Here is a 24,520-nt window from a genome sequence, read left to right on the forward strand (position 1 = left end):
TTTGTTATTCATTAGAAAAAGGTTGAAACTAGGGAGAGATGGTACTTTGAAAGAAACGAGAGGAAATGGTTTGGCATTATTACCACTTGGGATATTTTTGGCGCTATTTATTGGTTCTGGAATTATTACAGGTGATTTCTATAAATTGCCGATACTTGTAGCAATTTCAATTGCTGTAGGAGTCGCTTTAGCAATGAATCGTAAAGAAAGTTTTCATGTAAAAGTGGAACGATTTGCTAAAGGTGCAGGGAACCCAGACATTATGATTATGGTTCTAATTTTTGTCCTAGCAGGAGCATTTTCTGAAACAGCAAAAGGGATGGGCGGCGTTGATTCTACAGTTAACTTGGCGTTATCCGTTTTACCGCAAGGATTTATCGTAGCTGGAATTTTTGTTATAGGGGCGTTTATTTCATTAGCGATGGGAACTTCAATGGGAACAATTGCTGCATTAGCACCAATTGCTGTAGGTATTAGTGGGCAAACTGATATCTCCATTGCACTTACGATGGCTACTGTTGTTGGCGGGGCGATGTTTGGTGATAATTTATCATTTATTTCAGATACAACAATCGCAGCTGTACGTTCGCAAGGAACAGAAATGAAAGATAAGTTTAAAACGAACTTTTTAATTGTATTACCAGCGGCTATTATTACAATTGTACTTTTAGTAATCGTTACTTTAGGAAGCGATACGCAGATTAAAGCACATAGCTTTGACTGGATAAAGATTTTACCGTATGCAGGAGTACTTATTACAGCATTACTTGGTTGGAATGTACTTATTGTGTTAACTGGTGGGACAGTACTATCCGGCGTTATCGGTCTTTTAGATGGAAGTTATACGTTAGAGAGTTTCTTTAAAAGTGTAACGACTGGAATGGGCGGTATGATGGAGTTAGTATTACTTGCTATTTTAATTGGCGGTATGGTCGAATTGATTCAATATAATGGTGGCATTCAATATTTAATGAATATTTTAACGCGTAACATTCGTTCAAAAAAAGGAGCAGAGTTCGGTATAGCTGGTTTAGTAGGTATGACGAATATGTGTACAGCGAATAATACCATTTCTATTATCTTTACAGGTCCGCTTGCGAAAAACATTGCAGATCAATATGAAATTGATCCTCGTAAATCAGCGAGTGTATTAGATCTTTTCTCGTGCTGTGTGCAAGGTTTAATTCCGTATGGTGCGCAAATGTTAACAGCAGCAGGATTTGCGGCGTTATCTCCAATTGAACTGTTACCATATGCGTTTTATCCAATCTTAGTTGGAGTATGTGGAATCATTTCTATATTAATTGGTTTCCCGAGGTTTTCTAAAGTAGCGGAAAAGAAAGAGTATCATAAAACAGCATAATGAAAATGAAGTGTATGAAAAGTAACGAAAGCCGTACAGAGAATGTTCTCTGTACGGCTTTTTATGTGCGGGAAAAGAGTGGATGATCCCATGCTACCGTATGTTTTTACAAAAGGCTGAATGCAACTCGGTCTTAAGTCTGAGTTAAAAACGGTTCTTAAGCTCGTTATGGAAAAAAGAAAAAATAGTTAAGATAAGAGTATCAAATCGAAGGGAGGCAAGCACAAGATGAAACAATTTCTAGCGTTTATCGCGGCTGGTATTTTAGCTTTAATTGCTCTTGGTAGTCTTGCTGGTATTGTAGGATTCGCAATCGGAGCAGGAGTTGTGTACTGGAGCTATAAATCATTTGTGCGAGCACAATCATTTTTTGGAAAGTTAGCTTGGGGTATTGTTGGTTTGATCGGTTTGTCCATCGCCCTTTCTCATTCTCCAGCATTAATCGGTATTGCAGCATTAGTAGTTTTATACTACGGATACCGTGAGTGGAAAAAAGAAAAAGATGTAGTTGTTGATTCTGCTCCAGAAAGTTCTAAACCATATAGCAACTTTGAAGATGAGTGGAACAAGTTAATGAAAAACTAATATAAAATCAATCAAATCAAATTTATAAAGTAGAAGAGAGGAAGATTATAATGAAACAATCTTTATTCGGACGTGTACGCGATGCAATTTTAGCAGATTTTCATAATGTGTTAGATGAGAAAGAAAGAAAAAATCCAATTGCTATGTTAAACCAATATTTACGTGATAGTGAGCGTGAAATAACAAAAATTGAGAAGTTAATTCAGCGTCATAAAACATTAAAATCTAACTTTGCTCGTGAGCTTGAGCAAGCACGTTATTTCGTGAATAAAAGATCTAAGCAAGCGATCATCGCTCAAGAAGCAGGCGAATTACAACTACATGAGCGTGCATTAGAAGAAGTAGCTTATTATGAAGGGCAAGTAACTCGATTAGAAGAAATGTATGCAGGTGTTGTAGAACAAATTGATGAGCTAGAGCGTCGTCTTTCTGAAATGAAAAATAAATTAAAAGAAATGCACGCAAAACGTATGGAATTAATGGCACGTGAAAATATGGCACATGCAAATCGTCGTATGAATACTGCGATGCATAAAATGGATGAAAATAATCCATTCTTACGCTTTGAAGAAATTGAAGATCATATTCGCGACTTAGAAACTCGTATGAACGAGGAGCATGAACGTGATACATTTGATATGAAGATTGCAAAGCTTGAGCGTGAAATGAAAGAAAAGAATGATGTATCGTTAACGAAAGAGTTAACAAAATAATAGTAGTATATTATAAAACAGGCTTATGATATAGTGATAGGAGAAAAGGTGTTGGAAAGCAATGCCTTTTCTTCTATGTATATGTGACAAGAAGGGGGGAGCTGAAATGAAGAAACATTTTTCAAAGACACAATTAATGGGGATGCTCCTCATCATATTTGGATTCGGTCTTTTTCTTGATATGATACTTGGACATTTTGAACCAGGTGGTCTCATTTTTGCATTTATTATGCTTATGTTTGGAAGGCATTATCGTAAAAAGAATCGTTATGTACGGGGAAATGTATTTTTATTTGTCGGTGGTATCGTATTTTTATTCTTCTTATTTTCATCAGCAGCATTTGTTCTTGTCGTATTTGCTTGTTTAGCTTTAATTGGTTATCAATTGATTCAACAAGGGCATCAGCAAAAAGCAATGAAGGTTGAAATTAAAGAAGAAGGGATTATAGACGAAGAGAAGCAAATATATCGTACAGAACCATATTTAAAAAATATGTTTGTAGGCAATGTACGAATGATGGATCATATTTATGAACTTGAGGATATTAATGTTCAATATGGTGCTTGTGATGTGGAAATAGATTTAACAACTGCTATGATTCCAGAAGGAGAAACGGTAATTGTTATTCGGGGTGTCGTTGGTAATATTCGTTTATATGTGCCATATGATATTGAACTGTCTTTAAATCATTCTGTTATTGTCGGGCGTGTGCTCTTGCCAGGTCATGAGGAGACAGGGTTTAACCGCAATGTTACATTTAGAACAGAGCAGTATAAAGAGGCTCCTCGTCGTATTAAAATTATTTCTTCGCTTGTCGTAGGCGATACGGAAGTGAGGAAAGTATAATGAAGAAACAAAAAAATATTTCGTGGATGTATATTCGTTATTCTATGTTGTCCTCAGTTAGTATCGCACTCATTTGTACAATTGTATATGTATGGAAAAGCGAGCAACAAGTATATGATTTATTATGGAAGGAATCCATCGCTTCTGTTCCAATTGGCTTGTTTATTATGACTACAAGCTTACTTATCGGGGGAATTGTAGGATATGCAATCGGTTACTATATAGAGCAGCGTATACAAGGATTAAATACGTTTCTATTTGAAGTAGAGCGAGGGAATTTTCCGAGTGATGTTTCGTTTACCGCAGATGATGAATTTCATGAAGTGGAACGAAAAGTGATCGGTCTGGCTCGTCGATTAGAGGAGCAAGCTGGACTCTTTCAAAAGGTAACGAATGAACGAGCTCATTGGAATGAAGAGATGAGACAAGAAGCGATTTCCCAAGAAAGGCATCGATTGGCGAGGGAGCTGCATGATTCTGTAAGTCAGCAGCTTTTTGCAATGTCGATGATGATGTCGGCTATTAATGAACAAGTAGCTGCATTTCCAGAAACGACGAAAAAGCAGTTACAGCTTGTTGAAAATATGGTTGTAAATGCACAGTCAGAAATGAGAGCATTGCTTCTTCATTTACGCCCAGTACAGTTAGAAGGTAAGAAATTAACAGAAGGTATAGAAGAATTATTAACAGAACTATCTAGAAAGCAACATATGAAAATTGAATGGTTAATTGAACCGATTCAATTAAAAAAAGGTGTAGAAGATCACTTATTCCGCATTGTGCAAGAGGCGCTATCTAACACTTTACGTCATGCGAAGGCAAAGAAAACGGAAGTGCGTCTTCGAAAAATTGATCAATATGCAATATTGAAAATTATTGATGATGGTGTAGGTTTTAAAGTAGGAGTGAATAAGGCTGGTTCTTACGGATTAAGGTCAATACAAGAGCGTGTTCATGAAATTGGTGGGACATTAAAGGTACTTAGTTTTCCAAATAAAGGTACACAAATAGAAGTAAAAGTACCGATTATGATTGAGAGAGGGGGAGAATCATGATAAAAGTATTACTAGTGGATGATCATGAAATGGTTCGAATGGGTGTATCAGCATATTTATCAACGCAGCCAGATATTGAAGTAGTTGGAGAAGCTGAAAATGGAAGAAAAGGTTCAGAGTTAGCACTGCAATTAAGACCGGATATTATTTTAATGGACCTTGTCATGGACGAGATGGATGGTGTTGAAGCAACACGTGCTATTATTCAGGAATGGCCAGAAGCGAAAATTGTAGTTGTAACGAGCTTTTTAGATGATGAGAAATTGTACCCTGTTATTGAGGCCGGAGCGACAAGTTATTTATTAAAAACATCAAGAGCGAGTGATATAGCAGATGCTGTACGAGCTACTTATGATGGAGAAACGGTATTAGAGCCGAAAGTTACTGGTAAAATGATGTCTCGTATGCGTCAGAAGAAAGAACAACCTTTGCATGAGGAGTTAACAGAAAGAGAGTCTGAAATTTTGTTATTAATTGCAGAGGGGAAAAGTAATCAAGAGATTGCAGACGAGTTGTTTATTGCCCTCAAAACAGTAAAGACACATGTGAGCAATATATTAAATAAGCTAAATGTAAGTGACCGGACACAGGCGGTTATTTATGCGTTTCGACATCAATTGACGAAATGATAAAGTGAAATTTTAACCAGTGGGGTGGTCCCCACTGGTTATTAGTTTGTACAAAATCTTTTTATTGACGCTAACGAATGTAAGCGTTATCATTTAGTTGTTAACAGTACATACAAAGGGGAGAATGTATATGCTAGTTCAAACTATATTCGGCATGGGTAAGTCTAAAAAACTAGGGGATTATGTGAACGCATTACAAGCGCTTTGTGAAGAATATAATGTTGAAACAGATAAAATTGCAATTGTTGAGGCGACAGAAGAGTACTATTTATTTTTAGTAAAGCAAGAAGAGTGCTACGATGTTGTCAAAGTAGAAACAGTGGATACAAATATTGATTATTATACGAAAGCGTATAAAATAAGTAGTTTTAATCATAGCGCTTATCAAAAGTAAAAAAACTCCCTTTCGGGAGTTTTTTAGGATGCTTTTACTTCATGAGATTCGGTTAGTAAGGGAACTTTTTTCGCGCCACTTAGCTTAGCGATTGCAAGGCCAATAAGAGCTCCGGCTAATGCAGGTACTAGCCAACCTATTCCTTCATTATATAAAGGGATAAATTCAAAATATGATGTGATAAATGAAACTGAAATACCACCTTGTTTTAATCCATCGAATACGCTTACAATTGCAGCTCCAATTAAAGCACCTACATAAACAGAGCGATATCCACCAAAATATTTATGAAGTAACGATAGTAGAACAAGTACAATCGCAACTGGATATACAACAAGTAGAATTGGAACAGAGATGGAAATGATTTTTGTTAAACCTAAGTTGGCAACTAATAATCCCAATACACAAATGATACTTGCAAACGTTTTGTATGAAAATTTAGTCAATAATGTCGAGAAATATTGACTACATGCAGATACAAGTCCAACACATGTTGTTAAGCAAGCGAGTGTAACGATAAGAGATAATAAAAGTAGACCATATGGACCGAATAATTGTTGTACGATCACAGTAAGTAATTGTCCACCATTCTTTGCATATCCGAGCGAGACGCTAGTTGCACCGAGCCAGCCAAGCGCACCATATACAAGTACGAGGCCAGTAGCAGCAATAAGTCCAGCTTTGGCTGTTGCGATGGCAATGGATTTACGATCCTTTACACCTTTAGAGCGAATGGTATTTACAACGATAATTCCAAATGCAAGTGCTGAAATGGTATCCATCGTTAAGTATCCTTCCATAAAGCCTTTGAAAATCGGAGAAGTTTGATACTCTTGCATTGCAGGTCCTGATTGTCCAAGTGGTGTAAAGACACTTTTAACAAACAATAAGAAAATAGAGAGTAATAAAATAGGTGTTAATATATTTCCAATACGATCTACAAGTTTAGATGGATTCAAACTCAGCCAATATACGATAGCAAAGAAGATGATTGTATATACAAAAAGTACGAGGTTGCTAGAGCGAATCGTTTCTGGTAAGAAAGAACTAGCGCCCATTTCATAAGCAACATTTGCCACGCGTGGAATACCCATAGAAGGACCGATGGCTATGTATACAACTACCGTAAAGAATATTCCGAATAATGGGTGAACATGACTTGCAAGTTGCTGCATACCATTTCCTGATAAAGAAATTGCGATAACTGTTAGTAGTGGTAAACCGACTCCTGTTAGTAAAAATCCAATCATTGCCGGCCAAAAGTTTTCGCCTGCATTTTGTCCAAGCATGGGAGGGAAAATTAAATTACCTGCCCCAAAAAATAAAGAAAATAGCATAAGACCCGTGAAAAAAATATGTTTTTTTGATACAGTGTTCATTGTTTTTCCTCCTTTTTTAAAATTCATTTGTAAGAACACAAAAAACTCGTCCCTAAAGAAAGGGACGAGTTATATTTACCCGCGATACCACCCTAATTTATACATGTAGAAATAATTCTATATGTATACGGCTTTGCAACGTACAACATGATACGTGTTCCTTGTAACGGGGGACAGCCGGTAAGAACTTACTATAACATTCAGTTCTACTTCTCGGAGATGATTTTCGGCTACGCACTGAACGTTGGCTTTCAGCAAATCGCCAACTCTCTGGGGAACAGTTCTATAACGTACTCGTTCTCGTCAATGAATTTTTATTCAAGTATTCTGACAGTATTGTCACATTTTTTTTTTAGAAAGTCAATATATTTTTTAATAAAATATATATATGCGGAAATGTTATTTGTTTTGAAATGAATAGTTGATGTAAATTGAATTGTAAAACAGAAGTAAAAATTTGCGGAGAATTGTAAAAATTATAGAGAAAGTTGATATTTATAGGAGTAAAGAAGGGATTGTTTGAATTTAGAGAGAATAATACAACAATCCACTTGCTGGAAAGAACAAACCAAAAGAGGTGACTGAAATGCTTGCGATGGGAGTATTATTTGGCATTATTGCTATAATTGGTTTTATGTGGTTATATTATTCGCGTTCGTTTAAACAAGCAGAAGTTTTACTCTTTCAAAAAGGTAGTTTGTTGACAAATCAGTCTAGATATTTAGTATGTCCGAAGTGTGGAAGTGCACAGGCCAGAAGTGGAGGATATCAAGAGTGTTGCAAAATTAGATTATGAAAGAAGGAAGCCTCACATTATTTTGTGAGGCTTCCTTCCTTACAACTTCATGGCGCTCCAAATAGTCCAACGATCTCTTTCGATAATAGGAGAGACGTTTTGTAAGGCGGTCTTTACTTGTTGTAGAAGTTGAGAAAGTTCATAATCTGTTAGTTCATATAGAATGGATCGGCCTGTTCGAGGTGATAAATCTTGCAATAATGCCTCTACAGAACCATGTATTTTTCGTATCTCCCATTGTGTTTGAGTCGGGAAAACGTAAAGAAAATGTTTTTGTAATTCTTGCTGTATCGTGGTGGTTTTTGGACGTCTTTTTGATTCGATTTCAATGAGTTTTGGAAAGATAGAGAAAAAATATCCACGGATGTGTTCAGGACTTCCAGGGATCGTACAATCTTCAATAGTTCGGTCTTGTACAATAAGTACACCGTTTTTCTTTAATATACGAGAAGCTTCACGTAGAAATGTAGGAACGTCTTGTAAATGATGAATAACTGCGCGCGAAATAACAATGTCGAATGTATCATTAGGATATGGGACGCTATGTGCATCACCGTGAATGAATGAAATATTTGAAAATCCGCTACAATTTTCTTTTGCAGCCTGTAATAGTTCTTTTGAAAAATCAAGTCCAACAACACTTTTTGCTCCCATAAGAGCAAGTTCTTTCGTATAAATCCCGCCACCACAGCCGATATCAATTATTCGTTTATTTTGTATGTCTGTAATATTTTTTATCATTTCTCTCCAAGAAATATGGGCGTTTCGCTGTGCGTATGTGTATTTATTGTTTGCATCGTGAAAATTAATGGACATGAAAAAGACCTCCTTTCAATGCTTAGTATAGCGTATTTTATAGTGTGTCACGTTTTTGTTTTTTGTATGAAGATTATAAGAGTTTCTTATTGTAAAAGGAGGATTAAGTTGAAAAAGAAATATGTATTGCTGTTATTTGTTATGTTACTAGCATCTTGTAGTCAAGTTGAGCAAAAAAAAGAAACAAAAAAAGTGGAAGAGACGGTGAATGAAGTGAAAGAAATAATAGAGGTAACAGTTATACAAAAAAAAGATAAAGAGAAAAAGTTACAGGAATCTGAAGCTAATGTAGTAATAGACATTATCGATAAAGCTGAGAAACAAGAAATAACAGGTAGCTTCGGTGAACCTGAATATGAAATACAAATTAGTAGAGATGGGAAAAAGGAAACATATTATGCATGGCTAAGAGGAGAAGACAGAAAAGGATGGATACAACATAAGAAAGCTATGTATATGCTGAATAAAAAAGATACAGAAAAGCTTTTGGCTATATTTCCAAATGTTTCAGAACAAAAAGAAGATGAGAAGCAGGTAGGTCCTTTAACGGAAGTAACAAAAAAAGATTTGCAGATTACCGCGTTTCATATTAAAGCAAGTGATCAAAAAGTGAATTATACGGTACGGTATACGATTTCACAATCACTATACAACAAGTTAGAGAAGGAACGAGAGTATTATTTGCAAGTCATTTATCCGGAAAAAGTTCAAAAATTAATTGGAGCAAAAGAGAGTGAAGAAATTTTAGGTGAAAAGGTAAAGGAAGGATATAAACAGTATGAATTGCATGCTACTGTTCCGGTACAAGGTGCTTCAGAATCACAATTAAAGTCATTAGAAACATATTATGAAAATTATGATTTAAAAATATTAAATAGTAAACAAGAAAAAATAGGTGTTTTTCAAAATATTATTCAAATTGTTAAAGAGTATGGTGAAAAAATGAATTTACAAAGGTAAAGTGAATCTTTATTTAGTCCTTACAGATTGGGGTGAATAAAAATTTGTCAATTTTATATGTACTTTCCTAGGAAATGATAATAGAGAGGGGACGCCCCTCTCTATTACTTTGCTTTTGCAGATGGCTCATTCATTGATTTTCGTGTAATAAGGAAAGAAATCATAAGAGCGGAAAGGATGATAAGGGCAATAAATACGTGATTAGGCAACAAATCTAATAATAATACGTAACTAACGGTATAAAAAATAAGAGTTGAAGCTAAAAACGATAGAGCGCCTATTATGAGAGATTGTAAATTCAATTGTGTGCACCTCCTTTTATTTATATTTTTGGCTAAAAATGGATTATATAAACATTATTTCTAACAATAGAAAAAAAGATGTCATAAATGATGCAACATGAAATAAATGTATTAAGGCAAAAAGAAAGAGGGAAAGAATTAAAAAAAGGAGAGCTTCAAAAATTGAAGTATTAGAGTATCTGTTACCAAAGTTTGAGCCGCTAGATTAAGTCCCATATAAAGATGAAAAAGAAACACATACCATTCATATAAGAGCAGCGTTTGAATTGTCAGAAAGAAAAATACAGGAATGGGATGCAGAAAAGAGACAACAGAAAAACTATTATAAAGTGGATACGAAAACGAAATGGACGGTATTTGCTTGTTATATCGGATTAATGGCTATACTCGGTTACGCAGCTTATGAAGGATATATTGTTTTACAAGAACATTTGCCAACGAGAAATGTATAAAAGAATATTGTCGAAATGATAGGGAGAATTTATACAGGAATTATATTTCTACGAGAGAATGTTACAAGTATAGTCATACATTGTAATAACTTTAGTAGAGAAGGAGTTCTGTATATGAAGAAATTGTTAAATGTATTCGTGATTATTACCGTAATGATCATTGCGAGCTATAGTCTTATGAAAGTATTATTACATTATGCGAATAAGCCCGCTGGGGTAAGTACAACATCTGAAATAGAAGATGTGCAAGAAGAGACAAAAGTACTAGATTTTATTCGTATGACACATGAAAGTTATAATAATTTCTTAAATTATGGTAAAGCAGAGAATTATACAGAAGGGGACTGGAACCAATTTAAACAATGGTTTCAACAACAAGAATCATCGTTAAAAAATATACATACAGACATAAAGAATGAAAAAATAAAACGTGATGTAAATAGAAGCTATGAAATTGTAAAAAAAGGTGTGGAGCTCCAAAATATTGAGTATGTAGTGTATGCACATCGCGTATACCATGACTTAGATATTATTGTAAATAAATATAGAGGTGAAACGAACATCTGGGGGTATACAGAATTTGGAGATGGGAAAGATATAAAGGTAATTGAACAAGCGATACAGTCTAAATAATAAGCTAGCTAGCATTCTAGTTAGCTTATTTTCTTTTGTAAGTGCACTGTTCATATATTTTTCACAAAAACACCGTGTTAATAGTGATTAAAATCACAATCTGTATTATACAATTCAGTTAAACTAAAAACAGTTAAGGAAATAGAGGAGTGGGATACAATGTTAAGTGAAAAAACAATTGAAATCGTAAAGTCAACAGTACCATTATTACAAGAAAAAGGCGTTGAAATTACAACGAGATTTTATGAAATTTTATTTTCGGAACATCCGGAGTTATTGAATATTTTCAACCATACAAATCAGAAAAAGGGAAGACAACAACAAGCGTTAGCGAATGCTGTTTATGCAGCTGCAACGTATATTGATAATTTAGAAGTTATTATTCCGGTTGTAAAACAAATTGGTCATAAGCATAGAAGTTTAGGTATTAAAGCAGAGCATTATCCGATTGTAGGTACATGTTTACTACGTGCAATTAAAGAGGTCGCAGGTGCACCTGATGAAGTGTTAAACGCATGGGGAGAAGCTTACGGTGTCATCGCTGATGCGTTCATTAGCATTGAAGCAGAGATGTATGAAGAAGCGGCACATAAAGAGGGCGGATGGAAGGATTTCCGTAACTTTGTAGTTGTTAAAAAAGTGAAGGAAAGCGATGTTATTACATCATTTTATTTGAAACCTGAAGATGGAGGGAAAGTTTCTTCATTCATCCCAGGACAATATGTAACGGTTCAGATAAATATTGAAGGTGAAACATATACACATAATCGTCAATATAGCTTATCAGATGCCCCTGGAAAAGAATATTATCGTATTAGTGTAAAGAAAGAAAAAGGTGTAGATACACCGGATGGTAAAGTATCTAACTACTTACATGATCATGTAAAAGAAGGCGATATATTACCAGTAAGTGCACCTGCAGGAGATTTCGTTTTAAATATGGATTCAACATTACCAGTTGTACTAATTAGTGGTGGAGTAGGTATTACACCAATGATGAGTATGCTAAATACGTTAATTGAACAAAATTCAAAACGTAATGTATGTTTTATTCATGCAGCGATAAATAGCAATACACATGCAATGAAAGAACACGTTGAGGCAGTAGATAATGAATATGAACAAGTTAAAGCATATACTTGTTATTCTGCACCAACTGAAAAAGATTTAGAAATGAAGAACTTTGATAAAGAAGGTTTTGTTGAAAGAGAATGGTTACAAACTATTATTCCGACAACTGAAGCAGAGTTTTATTTCTGTGGTCCAATACCATTTATGAAACATATAAATGCTGTACTAACTGATTTAGGTGTGAAACAAGAACATATTCATTATGAATTTTTCGGTCCAGCAGCAAGTTTACAATAAATTGAGCTTTAAGAAGCAAAAAAACGAGGTGTTATTTTACCTCGTTTTTTATTTGTTCTCGTAATAGTCGATTTACTGTTTCACGGCGTATACCGATCAGTTGACCAATTTCAGTTTGCGTTAATATTTCATATATAGGAATGTCACCTAAATATAGTGTGAACCATTCTTGTAAGCGATGAAGGCGTTCTTTCGGAGAGACGGTCGTCAATTGGTCGATACGTTGCTGCATCATTCTTAATTTTGACTGTAATTGCATAGCGATATTTGCATATGATGCAGGATCCGCTTGAAGTTGATCATACCATTCATTACTCATTATAGGTTCAACTTCTGTTTTCATTAAAGCGATTGCTGTACCGTGATATTCTTTCGGTGAAATTAAAGAATGGTGAGGTATCGTTTCTCCTGGAACGATAATATTGAATAGAAATGGTGTTCCATTTTCTTCTAACCTTACTACTTTTAATAAACCTGTTTTTATAAAATATAAAGGACCGTCCTCACCTTGACGGAATAGTACATCTCCTTTGTGTAAAATCAATGTTAGCCCCCCATTTAAACATTTCTATTTCTTTTATTTTAGCGTATATGTATAAAGATAATATACTTTACAACAGCAATTTCATTGACGAAATATATGCTATTACAGTAGTATACTATTTAGTGTGTAATAGTACTAGCAATGAATACGCTGTAGGGGGTTTAGTATATTGTTAGATGCGATAAAAATGACGGATATGAGAATTCCAGCGAATGCCATCATTCATGTAGAAGAGATGAAAGGTGGAGTCGTGTTATCCGTTGAAGTAGATGGCCAAATTATTTATACGATGGCTTATGATGAAGAAACAGATAGTTATGCTGAATTATATGATCGAAACGATAAGAGGGCGTGCCAAGTACATGAAGATTTTATGGGATGGTCACTTCTTCATTAAAAAAGATGTCAATATGACATCTTTTTTTATTAAACCGATAGAATATACAAAGAAATGAAATATAAGGATAAAATTTGTAATAAATGATTTTGCATTGTTAGCACTTTGTAACTGCAACTGAATTATTTTTTCGCTATCATAAAGATAACAGTCGCAGTCATAGGAGTGGTCAACGTGAAGAAAGTACATATTTCCAATTACATGTTATTATGTGTTTGTCTAATTTTATTTGTTCTCTTAGGAGGATTTTTATATTCATGTGTATAAGAAAAAACGCATTCTAAAAAGAACGCGTTATAAAAAAGAAGTAATGATTAATCTAGTCCCAAGAATAATTAATGTGATACGCAATAAATTAATTACGGCGTTACCGCTTAATTTTGTATTAATATATGCCCCGATTTTTCCACCAATCCATGCACCAGGAATAAGAATTAATGCGTAAATCCAGCTGACATTTCCAAGGGAGATGTGAGTTGCAGAACTTACAATTGCTGATAGAAATACGATAAACATCGAAGTTGCTACAGCAATATGTGCTGGGAATGCAAAAAGTAGCATCATTGCTGGAACAAGTAAAGCACCGCCACCAATTCCAAATAATCCAGATATAAAACCAACTATAAAGGCGATAAAGATAGCGAGAAGCGGTGGGAATTGATAGTGTACAGTGTTTCCTTCGTTATCTGTAAAAGAGCGCTTGATTACAGTCATATTTGATAAAGAAAGGGGTTTTAATTTGTCTCGTAACATAAGAAGAATGGAGACAAAAATAAGAAAAATCCCAAAATATAAAGAAAATGTATCTTGGTTTAAAAATTTATTCGCCCACGAGCCGATGATACCACCAGGGCCACTCCCGATAAATAAAATAAGTCCACTTTTGTAATCTACTCGTTTATGCTTCATATAAGTAAGGGTGGAAGATAGTCCCGTAAAAACGACTGTTACCATTGAAGTTCCTACTGCAAGTTGTGGTGACAGGCTATGTAATCCGATTAATAACGGAACAATAATAATTCCGCCGCCAAGTCCGACTAGACTCCCGACTGTCCCGGCGATTAGCCCGATGAAAAGTAACATGATGTATTCCAAAATTGCCAACTCCTCTATATAACTTATCCACCAATTATTATACACGCTTTTTCATGAGAAAAAGCTTTGTTCACAAAAAAGTCGTCTTCCTAGAAAAATAAGGAAGACGACTTTTAATTAAAAGATTAAATGTAATAAAGAATAAAATAAAGCAGCTAATGAAGCTGAAATAGGAAGTGTGATAACCCAAGTAATTAACATGCGTTTTGCAGTTCCCCATTTTACACCTTTTACACGATGAGAAGCTCCAACCCCTAAAATAGAAGAGGAGATAACGTGCGTCGTACTAACTGGTAAGTGAATGAATGTTGCCCCGAAAATAACAAGAGATGATGATAAATCAGCAGCTACACCATTTACAGGACGAATTTTCATAATTTGTCCACCGACAGTTTTAATAATTTTCCATCCGCCGACAGAAGTACCAAGCCCCATTGCAATGGCACAAGATAATTGTACCCAGAACGGGATGTCGCTAGAAGTATGATAACTATTCGCCATAAGAGCCATTGTAATAATTCCCATTGCTTTTTGCGCATCATTCGTACCATGTGTATAAGCTTGTAATGCAGCAGTGAAAATCTGGAATATACGGAAGTTTTTGTTCGTCTTCGTTAAATTAAAGTTTTTAAAGACGACTTTAAAAATACTGTATACGATATAACCAATAACAAATGCGATAATTGGTGAAATGATTAAAGCTTCAATAATTTTTATGAATCCTTTAAAGTTTAATGAACTAAAACCAGCAGCAGCGATAGCTGCACCTGCGATGGAGCCAATGATTGCATGCGAAGAACTACTTGGAATACCGTAGTACCAAGTAATCAAATTCCATGCTATTGCTGCAAGTAAAGCGGCTAAAATTACAAGAGAACCATTTTGTAAAGCGAACGGATCAACGATATCTTTCGTAATCGTTTTTGCTACACCTGTAAATGTCATCGCACCTAAAAAGTTCATAATAGCTGCCATAATAATTGCATGTCTAGGCTTTAGAGCTTTTGTTGAAACAGCCGTTGCAATAGCGTTTGCTGTATCGTGAAATCCATTAATAAAGTCAAAAGCTAAAGCGCAAATGACTACTAAAACGGTCAGTATCAAGAGTGTATCCATGATCAAACTCCTTACGCGTTCTTCATAATAATTGTTTCTAATACGTTTGCAACGCTTTGGCAGCTATCCGCTACTTCTTCAAGCTCTTCGTAAATCTCTTTGTATTGAATGATCTTAATTGGATCTTTTTCACGAGAGAATAAGTGCTTAATCGCGTGACGGCGAATATCATCACATTGTGATTCATAATCTTTAATCTTAATCGCATTTGTACGAATGTCGACTAATTTTTTGTTAGACATTAATTCAACAGAGTTTGCAATTTCAATCGCACATTGATTAATTGCTTCTACGAATTTAATCATGTATTCATCAGCTTCTGTAATAGAATACATTTCGAATAGACCAGCACTATGATCTAATCCGTCTAATACATCATCCATACTCATTGCAAGCTGTAGGATGTCCTCACGTTCAATAGGAGTAATAAACGCTTTGTTTAGCTCCATAATGATTTCGTGAATAAATGAGTCACCTTTTGACTCATACTCTTTCATGCGCATAGAAAACTCTTTTAAATCGCTAGCATTTTTAATTTTATACTCCACGAAAAACTGCGCGCCTTCTTTTAAATTTTCGGAAACATTCATTAACATTTCAGAAAATTTATCTTTTTTTGATTTAAAGACCATTATTAGTTACCCCCACAAAAGTAATATATGTAAAATATATTGGCTAGTCAATTCTAACAAAAAACTGTCGTTTTTTAAAACATTTTATCGAAAAGTTTACAAAAACTTAACATAACTCTTATTGTTGTATTAATAATATTAATAATCAATATTGAATATCTTACTTGTAGAATGTCCTTTTCTTGCAAAAAGTATGAATGTGAAAGAAAAGCTTTACACTACAGGAAAGACTACGTTATTATAATAAATTTAAAAGGAGGTATATTCTTCCTTTTGAAAAGAAGAGTGTAAACAAACGAAGGAAGTGAACGAATGAAATTGAAGAACACTCACTTAAAAAAAATGCAGGAGTGGTTCAACAAGAGGAAGAAGCTTCGTAATTCATTAATTGTATTAGGAAGTTTGCTCGCTACTCTATTTATTGCTATAAATATAATAATTTCTATTCAAGACATATCTGAATTAAAGCAAGCTGTTCCGCAGCCGACCTTAATTTATGATGCAAATAATGAAGTTGCGACTAAATTAGCTTCTTCTAAAACAGAAGGCGTAAAAAAGAAAGATATTCCTGATATTATGGTTCAGGCCATTGTTGCAGTAGAAGATAAGGAATTTTTTAACCATCACGGGATTTACTATAGTGGAATTATAAGTGCAGTTTTTAAAAATATTACAGCAGGAGAAGTTGTAGCAGGTGGAAGTACAATTACGCAACAACTTGCGAAAAATGTATTTCTGACACAAGACCGCACATACTCTCGAAAAATTAAGGAATATTTTTTAACAAAAAAAATAGAGCGTACGTATACGAAAGATGAAATCATTGAAATGTATATGAACCAAATTTATTTTGGTGAAGGTGCTTGGGGTATAAAAAGGGCAGCTAAATCTTATTTTGATAAAGATGTAAAAGATTTAACAATTTCAGAAGCAGCAACGATTGCGGGCTTGATTAAAGCACCATCTGCGTATTCACCTTATAAAAACTTTAACAAGTCAATTGAAAGACGTAATGTCGTATTAAGTTTAATGAAAGAGCAAGGGTATATTTCGGACGAACAGTATAATAAAGAAAAAGAGAGTGGACTTGTGTTAAAACGTGGCGTTGATGATAAATACAAGGGAAAATACTCTCAATATGTAGACTATATTGTTAGAGAGGCGATGGACAAGTACGAATTAACACAAAATGAAATTTTAGCAGGTGGTTATCGTATTTATACAGAGCTTGACCCGAAAAAACAACAGGCCGTAGAAGACGTTGTGAATAATGATAGTTATTTCAAAGATAGTGGCTCAGACCAACTCATGCAAACGGGTGTAGTTCTTATGAATCCCAAAACAGGTGGTATACCAGCTTTAGTTGGAGGCAGAGGGCCGTATCAGTTTTTACAGTTTAACCATGCAACCCAATTAAAAAGACAACCGGGCTCAACGTTAAAACCTTTGGCTGTATATGTACCAGCGTTAGAACAAGGATATGAAGTATACGATATATTAAAAGATGAACCATTTAACATTAAAGAATATAAACCACAAAATAGCGATCATACTTTTCACGGTGATGTGACAATGTATGAAGCCGTAGCAAAGTCGTATAATGTTTCAGCTGTGTGGCTATTAGAACAAATTGGACTAGATAAAGGATTGAAATCTTTAGAGCGATTTGGTATTCCATTAGTGCCAGAAGATCGTACGTATCCGATTGCTTTAGGCGGTATGCATGTGGGGACATCTCCATTTGTAATGGCTCAAGCATACAGTACATTTGCAAATGACGGAGTCCAAGTGGAAGCTCATGCAATTAGGGAGATACAAAATGCTGAAGGTGAAACGCTTGGAAAGTGGTATAAGAAAGAGACACGAGTGACGAGTGAGAAAGTTTCTCAAAAAATGACATATTTATTAAAAGGTGTTGTCGAAAAGGGAACGGGCGAAAAGGCAAAAGTTAATAATGTTGATACGGCAGGTAAGACAGGAACTACTCAAATTGTAAATGGCCCGAGCACCGGTGCAAAGGATTCATGGTTTGTTGGATACACACCAGATTTAGTAGGTGCGATTTGGGTAGGATATGATAAAACCGATAGCGATCATTATGTTCCGGGTGGTAGTCAAATTACGACGACAATGTTCCGGGATATTATGAAAAAAGCGAACGCAAATCCAGCTCAAAAAGCATTTCAGTTATCGCTCATATCTGAGGCTGATTATAAAAAACAATTGACTACAATAGAAGAGGAAAAACGAAGAAAAGAAGAAGAGAAGAGAAGGAAAGAAGAGGAACAACAACGAAAACAAGAGCAACAAGAGTGGCTTGATAAAGTGAAAGAATGGATTCCTTCATTTTGGTAAAAGAGAGAGGCGAATAACGAAATTCGCCTCTTTTTTGTATGAAAAACAAAATGAAACTTTAAATGGTAGAGATTTTCATCTATCTTTATTAGCTATTATTCGTTAAGTATAATGTTCGTACTGCCATAGGATTCGGAATCGTATGTGACACTTATTCTACCTTTGCTTATAGGTTCATAAAGTAATTCTTCTTCGTAATTACCGTTATTCTCATTGTGGATAGAAAGTGTAATTTCATCGATTTTTTTATTTGTATACTGATTTTTAATCGTTTCAGCAATTTGGAGTAACGCCTCGGAACTAGAAGCTTTCGTAATAAGCATTCCTTTTATAACCCTTTTTTCATTATTTGTGGAATTGGAATAAGGGATGTTGCTTTGTTTTGTATACAAAAGTTTGTATGGAGCAGTTTTTCTCTCTGCTTTTGATATAGTGGAATATTTTAGAGTTAAAAAAAATCCTACACATAAAATAATGCATACCATAAGTGCAAACCAAATGCGTATTAGTGACATAACTCTCATTTTCATCCCTCTTTCATATCTTTGACTTCACTATTTATCATACAAAATAAGGATTAAGATAGAGTAAATTTGAGGTAAAGAAACGTAAAGAAGGAGCACTTATCCTCCCAAATAAGTGCTCCTTTCTATATAAAGAGAGATTTAATGCACGGTTAAACGATACATATTATTATAAATATACTTTTTAAGCGAAAATTAGTAAATTCGGAATACAGATAGTGTTGCTGTTGTATCGCCTGTGTTAGGAATAGAAATAGTGTTTGCTGTAGGCTGTATAGAAATCGTTGTACCAGCTTGTAAAGTAACAATTGTAGAGAAAGAAACAGCACTGCCGATAACGTTAGTTGAGAAATTACGAGTAGGTGGTTGACCATTGAATGAAATACCAAATCCAAATGGTGAAGACCCTGGGAAAGTTGTAGACGCTGAGAAACTAATATCATATACGCCTGTTTCTAAAATCGTTAAAGTATCTGAAGTATCATTGAAAGAGATATTAGTTAATTCAAACACTTGATTGAATTGAAGGTTTGTTCCAGGTGATATAGTTTGTGGATTTGAGTTTCCGATTGCGGCGATCGTTACAGGAATTGGTGTACCCGCTGGTCCGGTTGCACCAGTAGCGCCAGTAGCGCCTGCTGGCCCTTGAACACCTTGAGGCCCAGTAGCCCCCGCTGGCCCTTGAACGCCTTGAGGTCCAGTAGCACCAGTAGCGCCAGTAGCCCCCGCTGGTCCTTGAACGCCTTGAGGTCCAGTAGCGCCAGTAGCGCCTGCTGGCCCTTGAACACCTTGAGGTCCAGTAGCGCCGGTAGCTCCCGCTGGTCCTTGAACACCTTGAGGTCCTTGAGCACCAGTAGCGCCGGTAGCCCCCGCTGGTCCTTGAACGCCTTGAGGTCCTTGAGCACCAGTAGCACCAGTAGCGCCTGCTGGCCCTTGAACGCCTTGAGGTCCTTGAGCACCAGTAGCGCCAGTAGCGCCTGCTGGCCCTTGAACACCTTGAGGTCCTTGAGCACCAGTAGCACCAGTAGCGCCGGTAGCCCCTGCTGGCCCTTGAATACCTTGAGGCCCTTGAGGTCCAGTAGCGCCTTGAACACCTGCAGGTCCTTGAGGTCCTTGAGGTCCTTGAGGTCCAGTGGCACCTTGAGCCCCCGCTGGTCCTTGAGGCCCAGTAGCGCCGGTAGCCCCCGCCGGTCCTTGAGGCCCAGTAGCGCCAGTAGCGCCGGTAGCCCCCGTAGCACCTGTTGCGCCTCCGCCTCCAAGACAACCTGATCCGTATTGAACTAGGATAGCTTGGATCTCTGTGATGAGTTTAACTAGTTTGTCGGTCGTACAACAATCTACTTTGAATAACTTAGCGATATACAATAAATAATTAAGCAGGCTTTGTAGTTCAACGTACAACGCTCCGCATGAGAAAGGTGTTGTTCTTAAAATAGTTAATAGATTAGCAATGATAGAATTTCCAATTTGTTTTTGTGCTGGAGATAAATCTAAGCAATTGAGAAATTTTTGTAAGTTATTTAGGGTAGCGATTAAGTTATCGATATTATTTTGAGAAGGGTTTTGAAAAATAGCTTGAATAGCTTGGCCAAGAGCTTGAAGAAGTCTAACAAATTCTGTAAGTTCGGACTTAGAGATGTTAATATGACTACAAGCTCTGACTTCGCAACAGTCATTACCATAAAATACTTTTCCTTTATTTTTATTGTTCATCTTTTCATTCCTTTCTTTCATAGAATCAATAGTCATTACTATATATTAAAATGAAATTTATACTAAATCCGTGATGGACAAACTACCATTTCTAAAAAAATAAGAAATTGGCCCACTTGGCAAACAAATAAGTAAGATATAGAGAAGGTTTCATATAATGTAAAGAAGAAAAGTTCAACATAAAAAACTGCATGTCGATTGTTAAGGGATTTAACAATTGACATGCAGTTCGTGGATTGGATTTTATTTGTCTTGATTTAATCTTTCAAGGGCTGTTTTAGGTAAGATTGGAATTGAAATAGTAAAAGTAGTACCATCTTCATTACTAGTCATTTTTAATGTACCGTTATGATTTTGAATAATTTTTTTTGTTACTGCCAAGCCGAGTCCTGTACCGGAATCTTTTGTTGAGAAGAATGGATCAAAGATATATTCTTGAATCGCTGATGGAATACCAGTCCCATTATCAGTGAAAGTAATACGAACAAAATTATCTAGGCGGTAACTAGTAATTTGGATAGAAAGTTTTTTTTCCCCTTGAGCATCGACAGCGTTCTGGAATAAGTTTAAAAAAACTTGCACAAGTTCATGACGATCAATATGAACTAAAATATCATCTAATTCGGTAGAAAAATTATAATTAATTGAAATGTTATGTAAAAAGACTTCGCTAGCTAGTAACTGTTGAATATACTCACGTAAAAATGTATTAATTGGAAAGGGTTCTCTTGTAAATTCACGTGTTTTTGAAATAGATAAAAATTTTGTAATGATACTATTTGCGCGATCTAATTCAGGAATAAGTAAGTTTTTAAATAGTTCTTTATTAGATGGAGAAACAGTTTCTTGTAAAAATTGTAAATAACCTCGTACGGTTGTAAGAGGATTACGGACTTCATGTGCAATACCAGCTGCGATTCGCCCTGCTAACGAAAATTTTTCTGCATCACGTTCTGTGTTTAAATAATGAAAGACACTAATAACTCTAAAAATTTCTCCATTATAATCACGAATAATTCGGTTATTTAAAATACCATAGTTTTTGTCTAAAACTTCTTCATTATATATTTCTGTGCCTGTTCTTAATGTTTCAAGAGCTTTAATTTTTTCTTCAGGTAATTTTAGTAATTGTTGAATTGGCTTTCCGATTATATCATTTCGTACTACACCAAAATCATCTGCCGCAGCCTGATTACATAAAGTTATATTTCCTTTATTATCAACAAAGGTTACATGATGTGAAAAAGCATCAAAAATATGAACAAAGTATGTTTCAAGTTGTTTAAATAAAAATAATGAATCGCAAGTAAGCTGAAAATCAGCCTCTTTATTCTCTTTTTGTATGTTTTGAATAGAATGAGTGGATCTCGTTTTCTTTATTTGTAAACCAATCTGTGGATTTTTATATGTGAAATGATGTGGTAATTGATTCACAAGTTCTTCATAAAAACGTACTTTATTTTCTAATTCTTCTATTCGTTTTTCATGAGACACAATATCATCTTTTGGAAGCATAAATAAATAACCCCTCAATTTAAAAATTCTTCCATCTAGTATATCATATTTTTATACGGATACTCTTAAAGAAGGGACTACTTAATGAAATTGATTGGTCGAAGTGTTCAGGAAGTGAGTAGAATGGATAGTAGGTGAAGTTAAAAAGGGAGGAATATATTTGCTTTTCATTGGAGTAACAGGGTGGGGAGATCATGATTCTTTATATATAGACCCCTATGAAAATAGAAATAAATTACGAACATATAGTGAGTATTTCCCTATAGTAGAAGTGGATAGTTCATTTTATGCGATGCAACCTGCACGAAACTATACAAAATGGGCAATGGAAACACCGAAAGATTTTTCTTTTATCGTCAAAGCATATCAAGGAATGACAGGACATATGAAAGGTGAAGTTCCTTTTTCTACGTTCGATGAGATGTTTGATGTATATAAACAATCTATTCTTCCTTTAATTGAAGCTGGTAAATTAAAAACGATTTTATTTCAATATCCACCATGGTTTGATTGTAAAAAGAAAAATGTAGATTTTCTTCGATATACGAAAGAAAAAATGGAAGGTTTGCCGTGTGCAATAGAATTTCGAAATCAAACATGGTTTTATCCAGAAATGAGAGATAAGACGTTACAGTTTCTAGAGCAAGAAAAATGGATTCATACAATTTGTGATGAGCCACAGGCAGGGATGGGTTCAGTACCACTCGTATTAGAAGTAACGAATGCAGAGATGGTGTTAATACGTTTTCATGGCCGAAATGTTCATGGCTGGCTTGATAAAGGGGAAAATTGGAGAGCGGTTCGTTGCTTATATCGCTACAACAATAAAGAATTAGAAGAATGGGTAGAAAGACTAGAACAATTAAAAAAGAAGACAAAGGACATATACGTATTATTTAACAATAATTCAGGCGGGGATGCAGCTGATAATGCGAAACAGCTTATGAAAATGATGAACATTACATATGGTGAGCCAAAGCCTGAGCAATTAAATTTGTTTGAGTGATAATAAACAAGAAAGGCACTGTACAAACAGGGGGAATGTACAGTGCCTTTCTATATGAAAAAGAGGGGTAACAATGTTACTGAGCGTTTGGTTGATTCATCAATTGTTGGCTTCGTAATAAATGATAATGGTTATCATTATCATTGTCAATGGTTTTCCTGAAAATAAATAAAAAATTTTTTATGGGATAGTAACGATAGGGAGATCCCTAATAGGAGTTTGGCTAAAGTAAAGAATTGTTTCGAGGTAGATTTCCTGCAAACCCCTGATAAAGTGAAACTTTAATCAGTGAGATTTTGTTCATCCCCCACTGATTATCAGCCCTCACCAATCGGGCTTTTACGGGCAGCCCGACCTCCATCTAACTTCTTTACTTCCGCTGAATTTTGAGGTGGGGGTCATACTGCCCGTTAATGCGGGATAAAGTATAAAAAAAGAACAGCAATTAATGCTGTTCTTTGCTAGTGATGAATTGTTGTAAATCAAAAGGAGTTATCGCTTGGATAAATTCTTTTGAGATAAGTGTTTGAACAAGAGTACTCTCAGAAATAGAAGCACCTGTTTTCTTTTCATAAGCTTGTTTCAATAAATCAAGTTTTTCAGCCGTTTCTTTCGGTAATTCAATTGTTAAAGTGTTCATAATTTCTCCCCCTTACTATTAGAGTACCACTACAATATAGGAGAGACAAGAAAAGAGAATGTGAAACATAAAAAAGGTTACCATTTATAAATGGTAACCTTTTTTATGTATAAGAGTTATTAAGCAATACCGATATACTTTAAAGTTTTTGATGGAGTACTATGATCAAAGAAGTGTTGTAAAAATGCGATATCAACACCTGATTTGTATGCGCAATATCCCCAAGTTTTTCGAAGTGTATGTGAGCTAATCCCTTCTAATCCAACTTCTTTTGCAGCTTTGTTTAAAATGTACCACGCATGTTGTCTCGTAATAGATTTTGTTCCTTTTTGAGACTTTAACAATGGTTCATTACGTTTCCAAGTTTTACGTTCTTTCATGTAGTCTTCGATTGCGTGCTGTAAGTCTTCATTTACAGCGAACCATTTATGTTTTTTTACTTTTTCATTGTAAAATAAAATGGAATGGCGAACATTTTCGTTTTCATCGATTACATCACTAACTTTTAATTGTAAGATTTCACTTACTTTTAAGCCAGAATTTACAGCTAATACGAATAGTAAGCCATCACGTTTCGAAGATTGTAAAAGTATATTTTTGATAGTTTCTAATTGTTTTTCGTTTTGAATAGGTTGTCCTGCTTGTTTCATTTCACGCACTCTCCTCTTTTATATGTGTAAAGGAAAGGATT

At 35.1% G+C, this 24,520-nt stretch carries 26 protein-coding genes, 1 pseudogene and 1 other annotated feature; of the genes and pseudogenes, 15 read left to right on the forward strand and 12 right to left on the reverse strand.

Going from position 1 to position 24,520, the window contains the following annotated elements; all coding sequences use genetic code 11:
• Positions 1-46: 46 nt before the first annotated feature.
• From MR070_RS04945 to MR070_RS04975, 7 genes are all read left to right on the forward strand, one after another.
• Positions 47-1,363 carry a Na+/H+ antiporter NhaC family protein gene (locus MR070_RS04945; protein WP_242260694.1) on the forward strand — a complete coding sequence of 439 codons (1,317 nt, stop codon included), beginning with the start codon at positions 47-49 and terminating at the stop codon, positions 1,361-1,363.
• Between the two features lie 228 nt (positions 1,364-1,591).
• Positions 1,592-1,948, forward strand: a complete 357-nt coding sequence (locus MR070_RS04950) for a lmo0954 family membrane protein (protein WP_000808648.1) — start codon at positions 1,592-1,594, stop codon at positions 1,946-1,948.
• Positions 1,949-1,998: 50 nt separating this feature from the next.
• Positions 1,999-2,661: a PspA/IM30 family protein gene (locus MR070_RS04955; RefSeq protein ID WP_000814138.1), complete on the forward strand. Its 663-nt coding sequence runs from the start codon at positions 1,999-2,001 to the stop codon at positions 2,659-2,661.
• Positions 2,662-2,767: 106 nt separating this feature from the next.
• A complete protein-coding gene (gene liaF, locus MR070_RS04960) occupies positions 2,768-3,508 on the forward strand; it encodes a cell wall-active antibiotics response protein LiaF (protein ID WP_000716091.1) in 741 nt (246 codons plus the stop codon).
• Positions 3,508-4,563 carry a sensor histidine kinase gene (locus MR070_RS04965; protein WP_000744319.1) on the forward strand — a complete coding sequence of 352 codons (1,056 nt, stop codon included), beginning with the start codon at positions 3,508-3,510 and terminating at the stop codon, positions 4,561-4,563. Before liaF ends, MR070_RS04965 begins: the two co-directional genes overlap by 1 nt.
• Positions 4,560-5,192, forward strand: coding sequence for a response regulator (locus MR070_RS04970; RefSeq protein ID WP_000598709.1), 633 nt, complete (start codon positions 4,560-4,562; stop codon positions 5,190-5,192). The genes MR070_RS04965 and MR070_RS04970 overlap by 4 nt, the downstream gene beginning before the upstream one ends.
• Positions 5,193-5,316: 124 nt before the next feature.
• On the forward strand, positions 5,317-5,586 hold the full coding sequence (locus MR070_RS04975; RefSeq protein WP_308667987.1) for a DUF3992 domain-containing protein: 270 nt from the start codon (positions 5,317-5,319) through the stop codon (positions 5,584-5,586).
• A 23-nt stretch (positions 5,587-5,609) separates the two neighbouring features.
• Here the strand turns inward: MR070_RS04975 and brnQ3 are convergent, their stop codons facing one another.
• Positions 5,610-6,965 (reverse strand): branched-chain amino acid transport system II carrier protein BrnQ3, encoded by a 1,356-nt coding sequence (gene brnQ3 / locus MR070_RS04980; protein ID WP_001099145.1) that lies wholly within the window; start codon positions 6,963-6,965, stop codon positions 5,610-5,612.
• Between the two features lie 57 nt (positions 6,966-7,022).
• Positions 7,023-7,281, reverse strand: a binding site (T-box leader).
• A 270-nt stretch (positions 7,282-7,551) separates the two neighbouring features.
• Between brnQ3 and MR070_RS04985 the strand changes: the two genes are divergently transcribed.
• Positions 7,552-7,761, forward strand: a complete 210-nt coding sequence (locus MR070_RS04985; RefSeq protein ID WP_000880630.1) for a hypothetical protein — start codon at positions 7,552-7,554, stop codon at positions 7,759-7,761.
• Positions 7,762-7,800: 39 nt separating this feature from the next.
• Here MR070_RS04985 and MR070_RS04990 read toward each other — a convergent pair whose 3' ends face one another.
• Positions 7,801-8,577 carry a class I SAM-dependent methyltransferase gene (locus MR070_RS04990; RefSeq protein ID WP_242260696.1) on the reverse strand — a complete coding sequence of 259 codons (777 nt, stop codon included), beginning with the start codon at positions 8,575-8,577 and terminating at the stop codon, positions 7,801-7,803.
• Between the two features lie 108 nt (positions 8,578-8,685).
• Between MR070_RS04990 and MR070_RS04995 the strand changes: the two genes are divergently transcribed.
• Positions 8,686-9,537: a YhfM domain-containing protein gene (locus MR070_RS04995; RefSeq protein WP_242260698.1), complete on the forward strand. Its 852-nt coding sequence runs from the start codon at positions 8,686-8,688 to the stop codon at positions 9,535-9,537.
• 104 nt (positions 9,538-9,641) lie between these two features.
• Here MR070_RS04995 and MR070_RS05000 read toward each other — a convergent pair whose 3' ends face one another.
• Positions 9,642-9,839 (reverse strand): hypothetical protein, encoded by a 198-nt coding sequence (locus MR070_RS05000; protein ID WP_001053353.1) that lies wholly within the window; start codon positions 9,837-9,839, stop codon positions 9,642-9,644.
• 87 nt (positions 9,840-9,926) lie between these two features.
• Between MR070_RS05000 and MR070_RS05005 the strand changes: the two are divergent.
• The 3 genes and pseudogenes from MR070_RS05005 to hmpA all read left to right on the forward strand — a co-directional run.
• Positions 9,927-10,291: pseudogene (locus MR070_RS05005) on the forward strand (site-2 protease family protein); the annotation flags it as partial.
• Between the two features lie 114 nt (positions 10,292-10,405).
• Entirely contained in the window at positions 10,406-10,924 is a 519-nt protein-coding gene (locus MR070_RS05010; protein ID WP_044793704.1) for a hypothetical protein, read from the forward strand.
• Between the two features lie 159 nt (positions 10,925-11,083).
• Positions 11,084-12,292, forward strand: coding sequence for an NO-inducible flavohemoprotein (gene hmpA / locus MR070_RS05015; RefSeq protein ID WP_242260699.1), 1,209 nt, complete (start codon positions 11,084-11,086; stop codon positions 12,290-12,292).
• 31 nt (positions 12,293-12,323) lie between these two features.
• Here the strand turns inward: hmpA and MR070_RS05020 are convergent, their stop codons facing one another.
• Positions 12,324-12,836 (reverse strand): Crp/Fnr family transcriptional regulator, encoded by a 513-nt coding sequence (locus MR070_RS05020; RefSeq protein ID WP_000600590.1) that lies wholly within the window; start codon positions 12,834-12,836, stop codon positions 12,324-12,326.
• Between the two features lie 169 nt (positions 12,837-13,005).
• On the opposite strand from MR070_RS05020, the gene MR070_RS05025 reads away from it, so the two are divergent.
• Positions 13,006-13,233, forward strand: a complete 228-nt coding sequence (locus MR070_RS05025; RefSeq protein WP_000882907.1) for a hypothetical protein — start codon at positions 13,006-13,008, stop codon at positions 13,231-13,233.
• 294 nt (positions 13,234-13,527) lie between these two features.
• On the opposite strand, the gene MR070_RS05030 is transcribed toward MR070_RS05025, so the two are convergent.
• From MR070_RS05030 to MR070_RS05040, 3 genes are all read right to left on the reverse strand, one after another.
• Positions 13,528-14,328: a sulfite exporter TauE/SafE family protein gene (locus MR070_RS05030; protein WP_000455758.1), complete on the reverse strand. Its 801-nt coding sequence runs from the start codon at positions 14,326-14,328 to the stop codon at positions 13,528-13,530.
• Positions 14,329-14,445: 117 nt separating this feature from the next.
• Entirely contained in the window at positions 14,446-15,444 is a 999-nt protein-coding gene (locus tag MR070_RS05035) for an inorganic phosphate transporter (protein ID WP_000380271.1), read from the reverse strand.
• A gap of 11 nt (positions 15,445-15,455) precedes the next feature.
• A complete protein-coding gene (locus MR070_RS05040) occupies positions 15,456-16,076 on the reverse strand; it encodes a DUF47 domain-containing protein (protein WP_000231448.1) in 621 nt (206 codons plus the stop codon).
• Between the two features lie 312 nt (positions 16,077-16,388).
• On the opposite strand from MR070_RS05040, the gene MR070_RS05045 reads away from it, so the two are divergent.
• Positions 16,389-18,431, forward strand: a complete 2,043-nt coding sequence (locus MR070_RS05045; RefSeq protein ID WP_000769281.1) for a transglycosylase domain-containing protein — start codon at positions 16,389-16,391, stop codon at positions 18,429-18,431.
• Positions 18,432-18,526: 95 nt separating this feature from the next.
• On the opposite strand, the gene MR070_RS05050 is transcribed toward MR070_RS05045, so the two are convergent.
• The 3 genes from MR070_RS05050 to MR070_RS05060 form a co-directional block, all read right to left on the reverse strand.
• Positions 18,527-18,955, reverse strand: a complete 429-nt coding sequence (locus MR070_RS05050; RefSeq protein ID WP_044793702.1) for a hypothetical protein — start codon at positions 18,953-18,955, stop codon at positions 18,527-18,529.
• 195 nt (positions 18,956-19,150) lie between these two features.
• Positions 19,151-20,668, reverse strand: a complete 1,518-nt coding sequence (locus MR070_RS05055) for a Gly-Xaa-Xaa repeat protein (protein WP_242260701.1) — start codon at positions 20,666-20,668, stop codon at positions 19,151-19,153.
• A 243-nt stretch (positions 20,669-20,911) separates the two neighbouring features.
• Positions 20,912-22,183: a PAS domain-containing sensor histidine kinase gene (locus MR070_RS05060; protein ID WP_074540231.1), complete on the reverse strand. Its 1,272-nt coding sequence runs from the start codon at positions 22,181-22,183 to the stop codon at positions 20,912-20,914.
• Between the two features lie 160 nt (positions 22,184-22,343).
• Between MR070_RS05060 and MR070_RS05065 the strand changes: the two genes are divergently transcribed.
• Positions 22,344-23,189 carry a DUF72 domain-containing protein gene (locus MR070_RS05065; RefSeq protein ID WP_000897342.1) on the forward strand — a complete coding sequence of 282 codons (846 nt, stop codon included), beginning with the start codon at positions 22,344-22,346 and terminating at the stop codon, positions 23,187-23,189.
• Between the two features lie 445 nt (positions 23,190-23,634).
• On the opposite strand, the gene MR070_RS05070 is transcribed toward MR070_RS05065, so the two are convergent.
• A complete protein-coding gene (locus MR070_RS05070) occupies positions 23,635-23,829 on the reverse strand; it encodes a DUF3924 family protein (protein WP_001094859.1) in 195 nt (64 codons plus the stop codon).
• A gap of 119 nt (positions 23,830-23,948) precedes the next feature.
• Positions 23,949-24,479, reverse strand: a complete 531-nt coding sequence (locus MR070_RS05075; RefSeq protein WP_000806236.1) for a tyrosine-type recombinase/integrase — start codon at positions 24,477-24,479, stop codon at positions 23,949-23,951.
• Positions 24,480-24,520: the final 41 nt, after the last annotated feature.

Origin of the sequence: Bacillus cereus group sp. BfR-BA-01453 (assembly GCF_022662915.1) — a bacterium.
GTDB classification, from domain to species: domain Bacteria; phylum Bacillota; class Bacilli; order Bacillales; family Bacillaceae_G; genus Bacillus_A; species Bacillus_A paranthracis.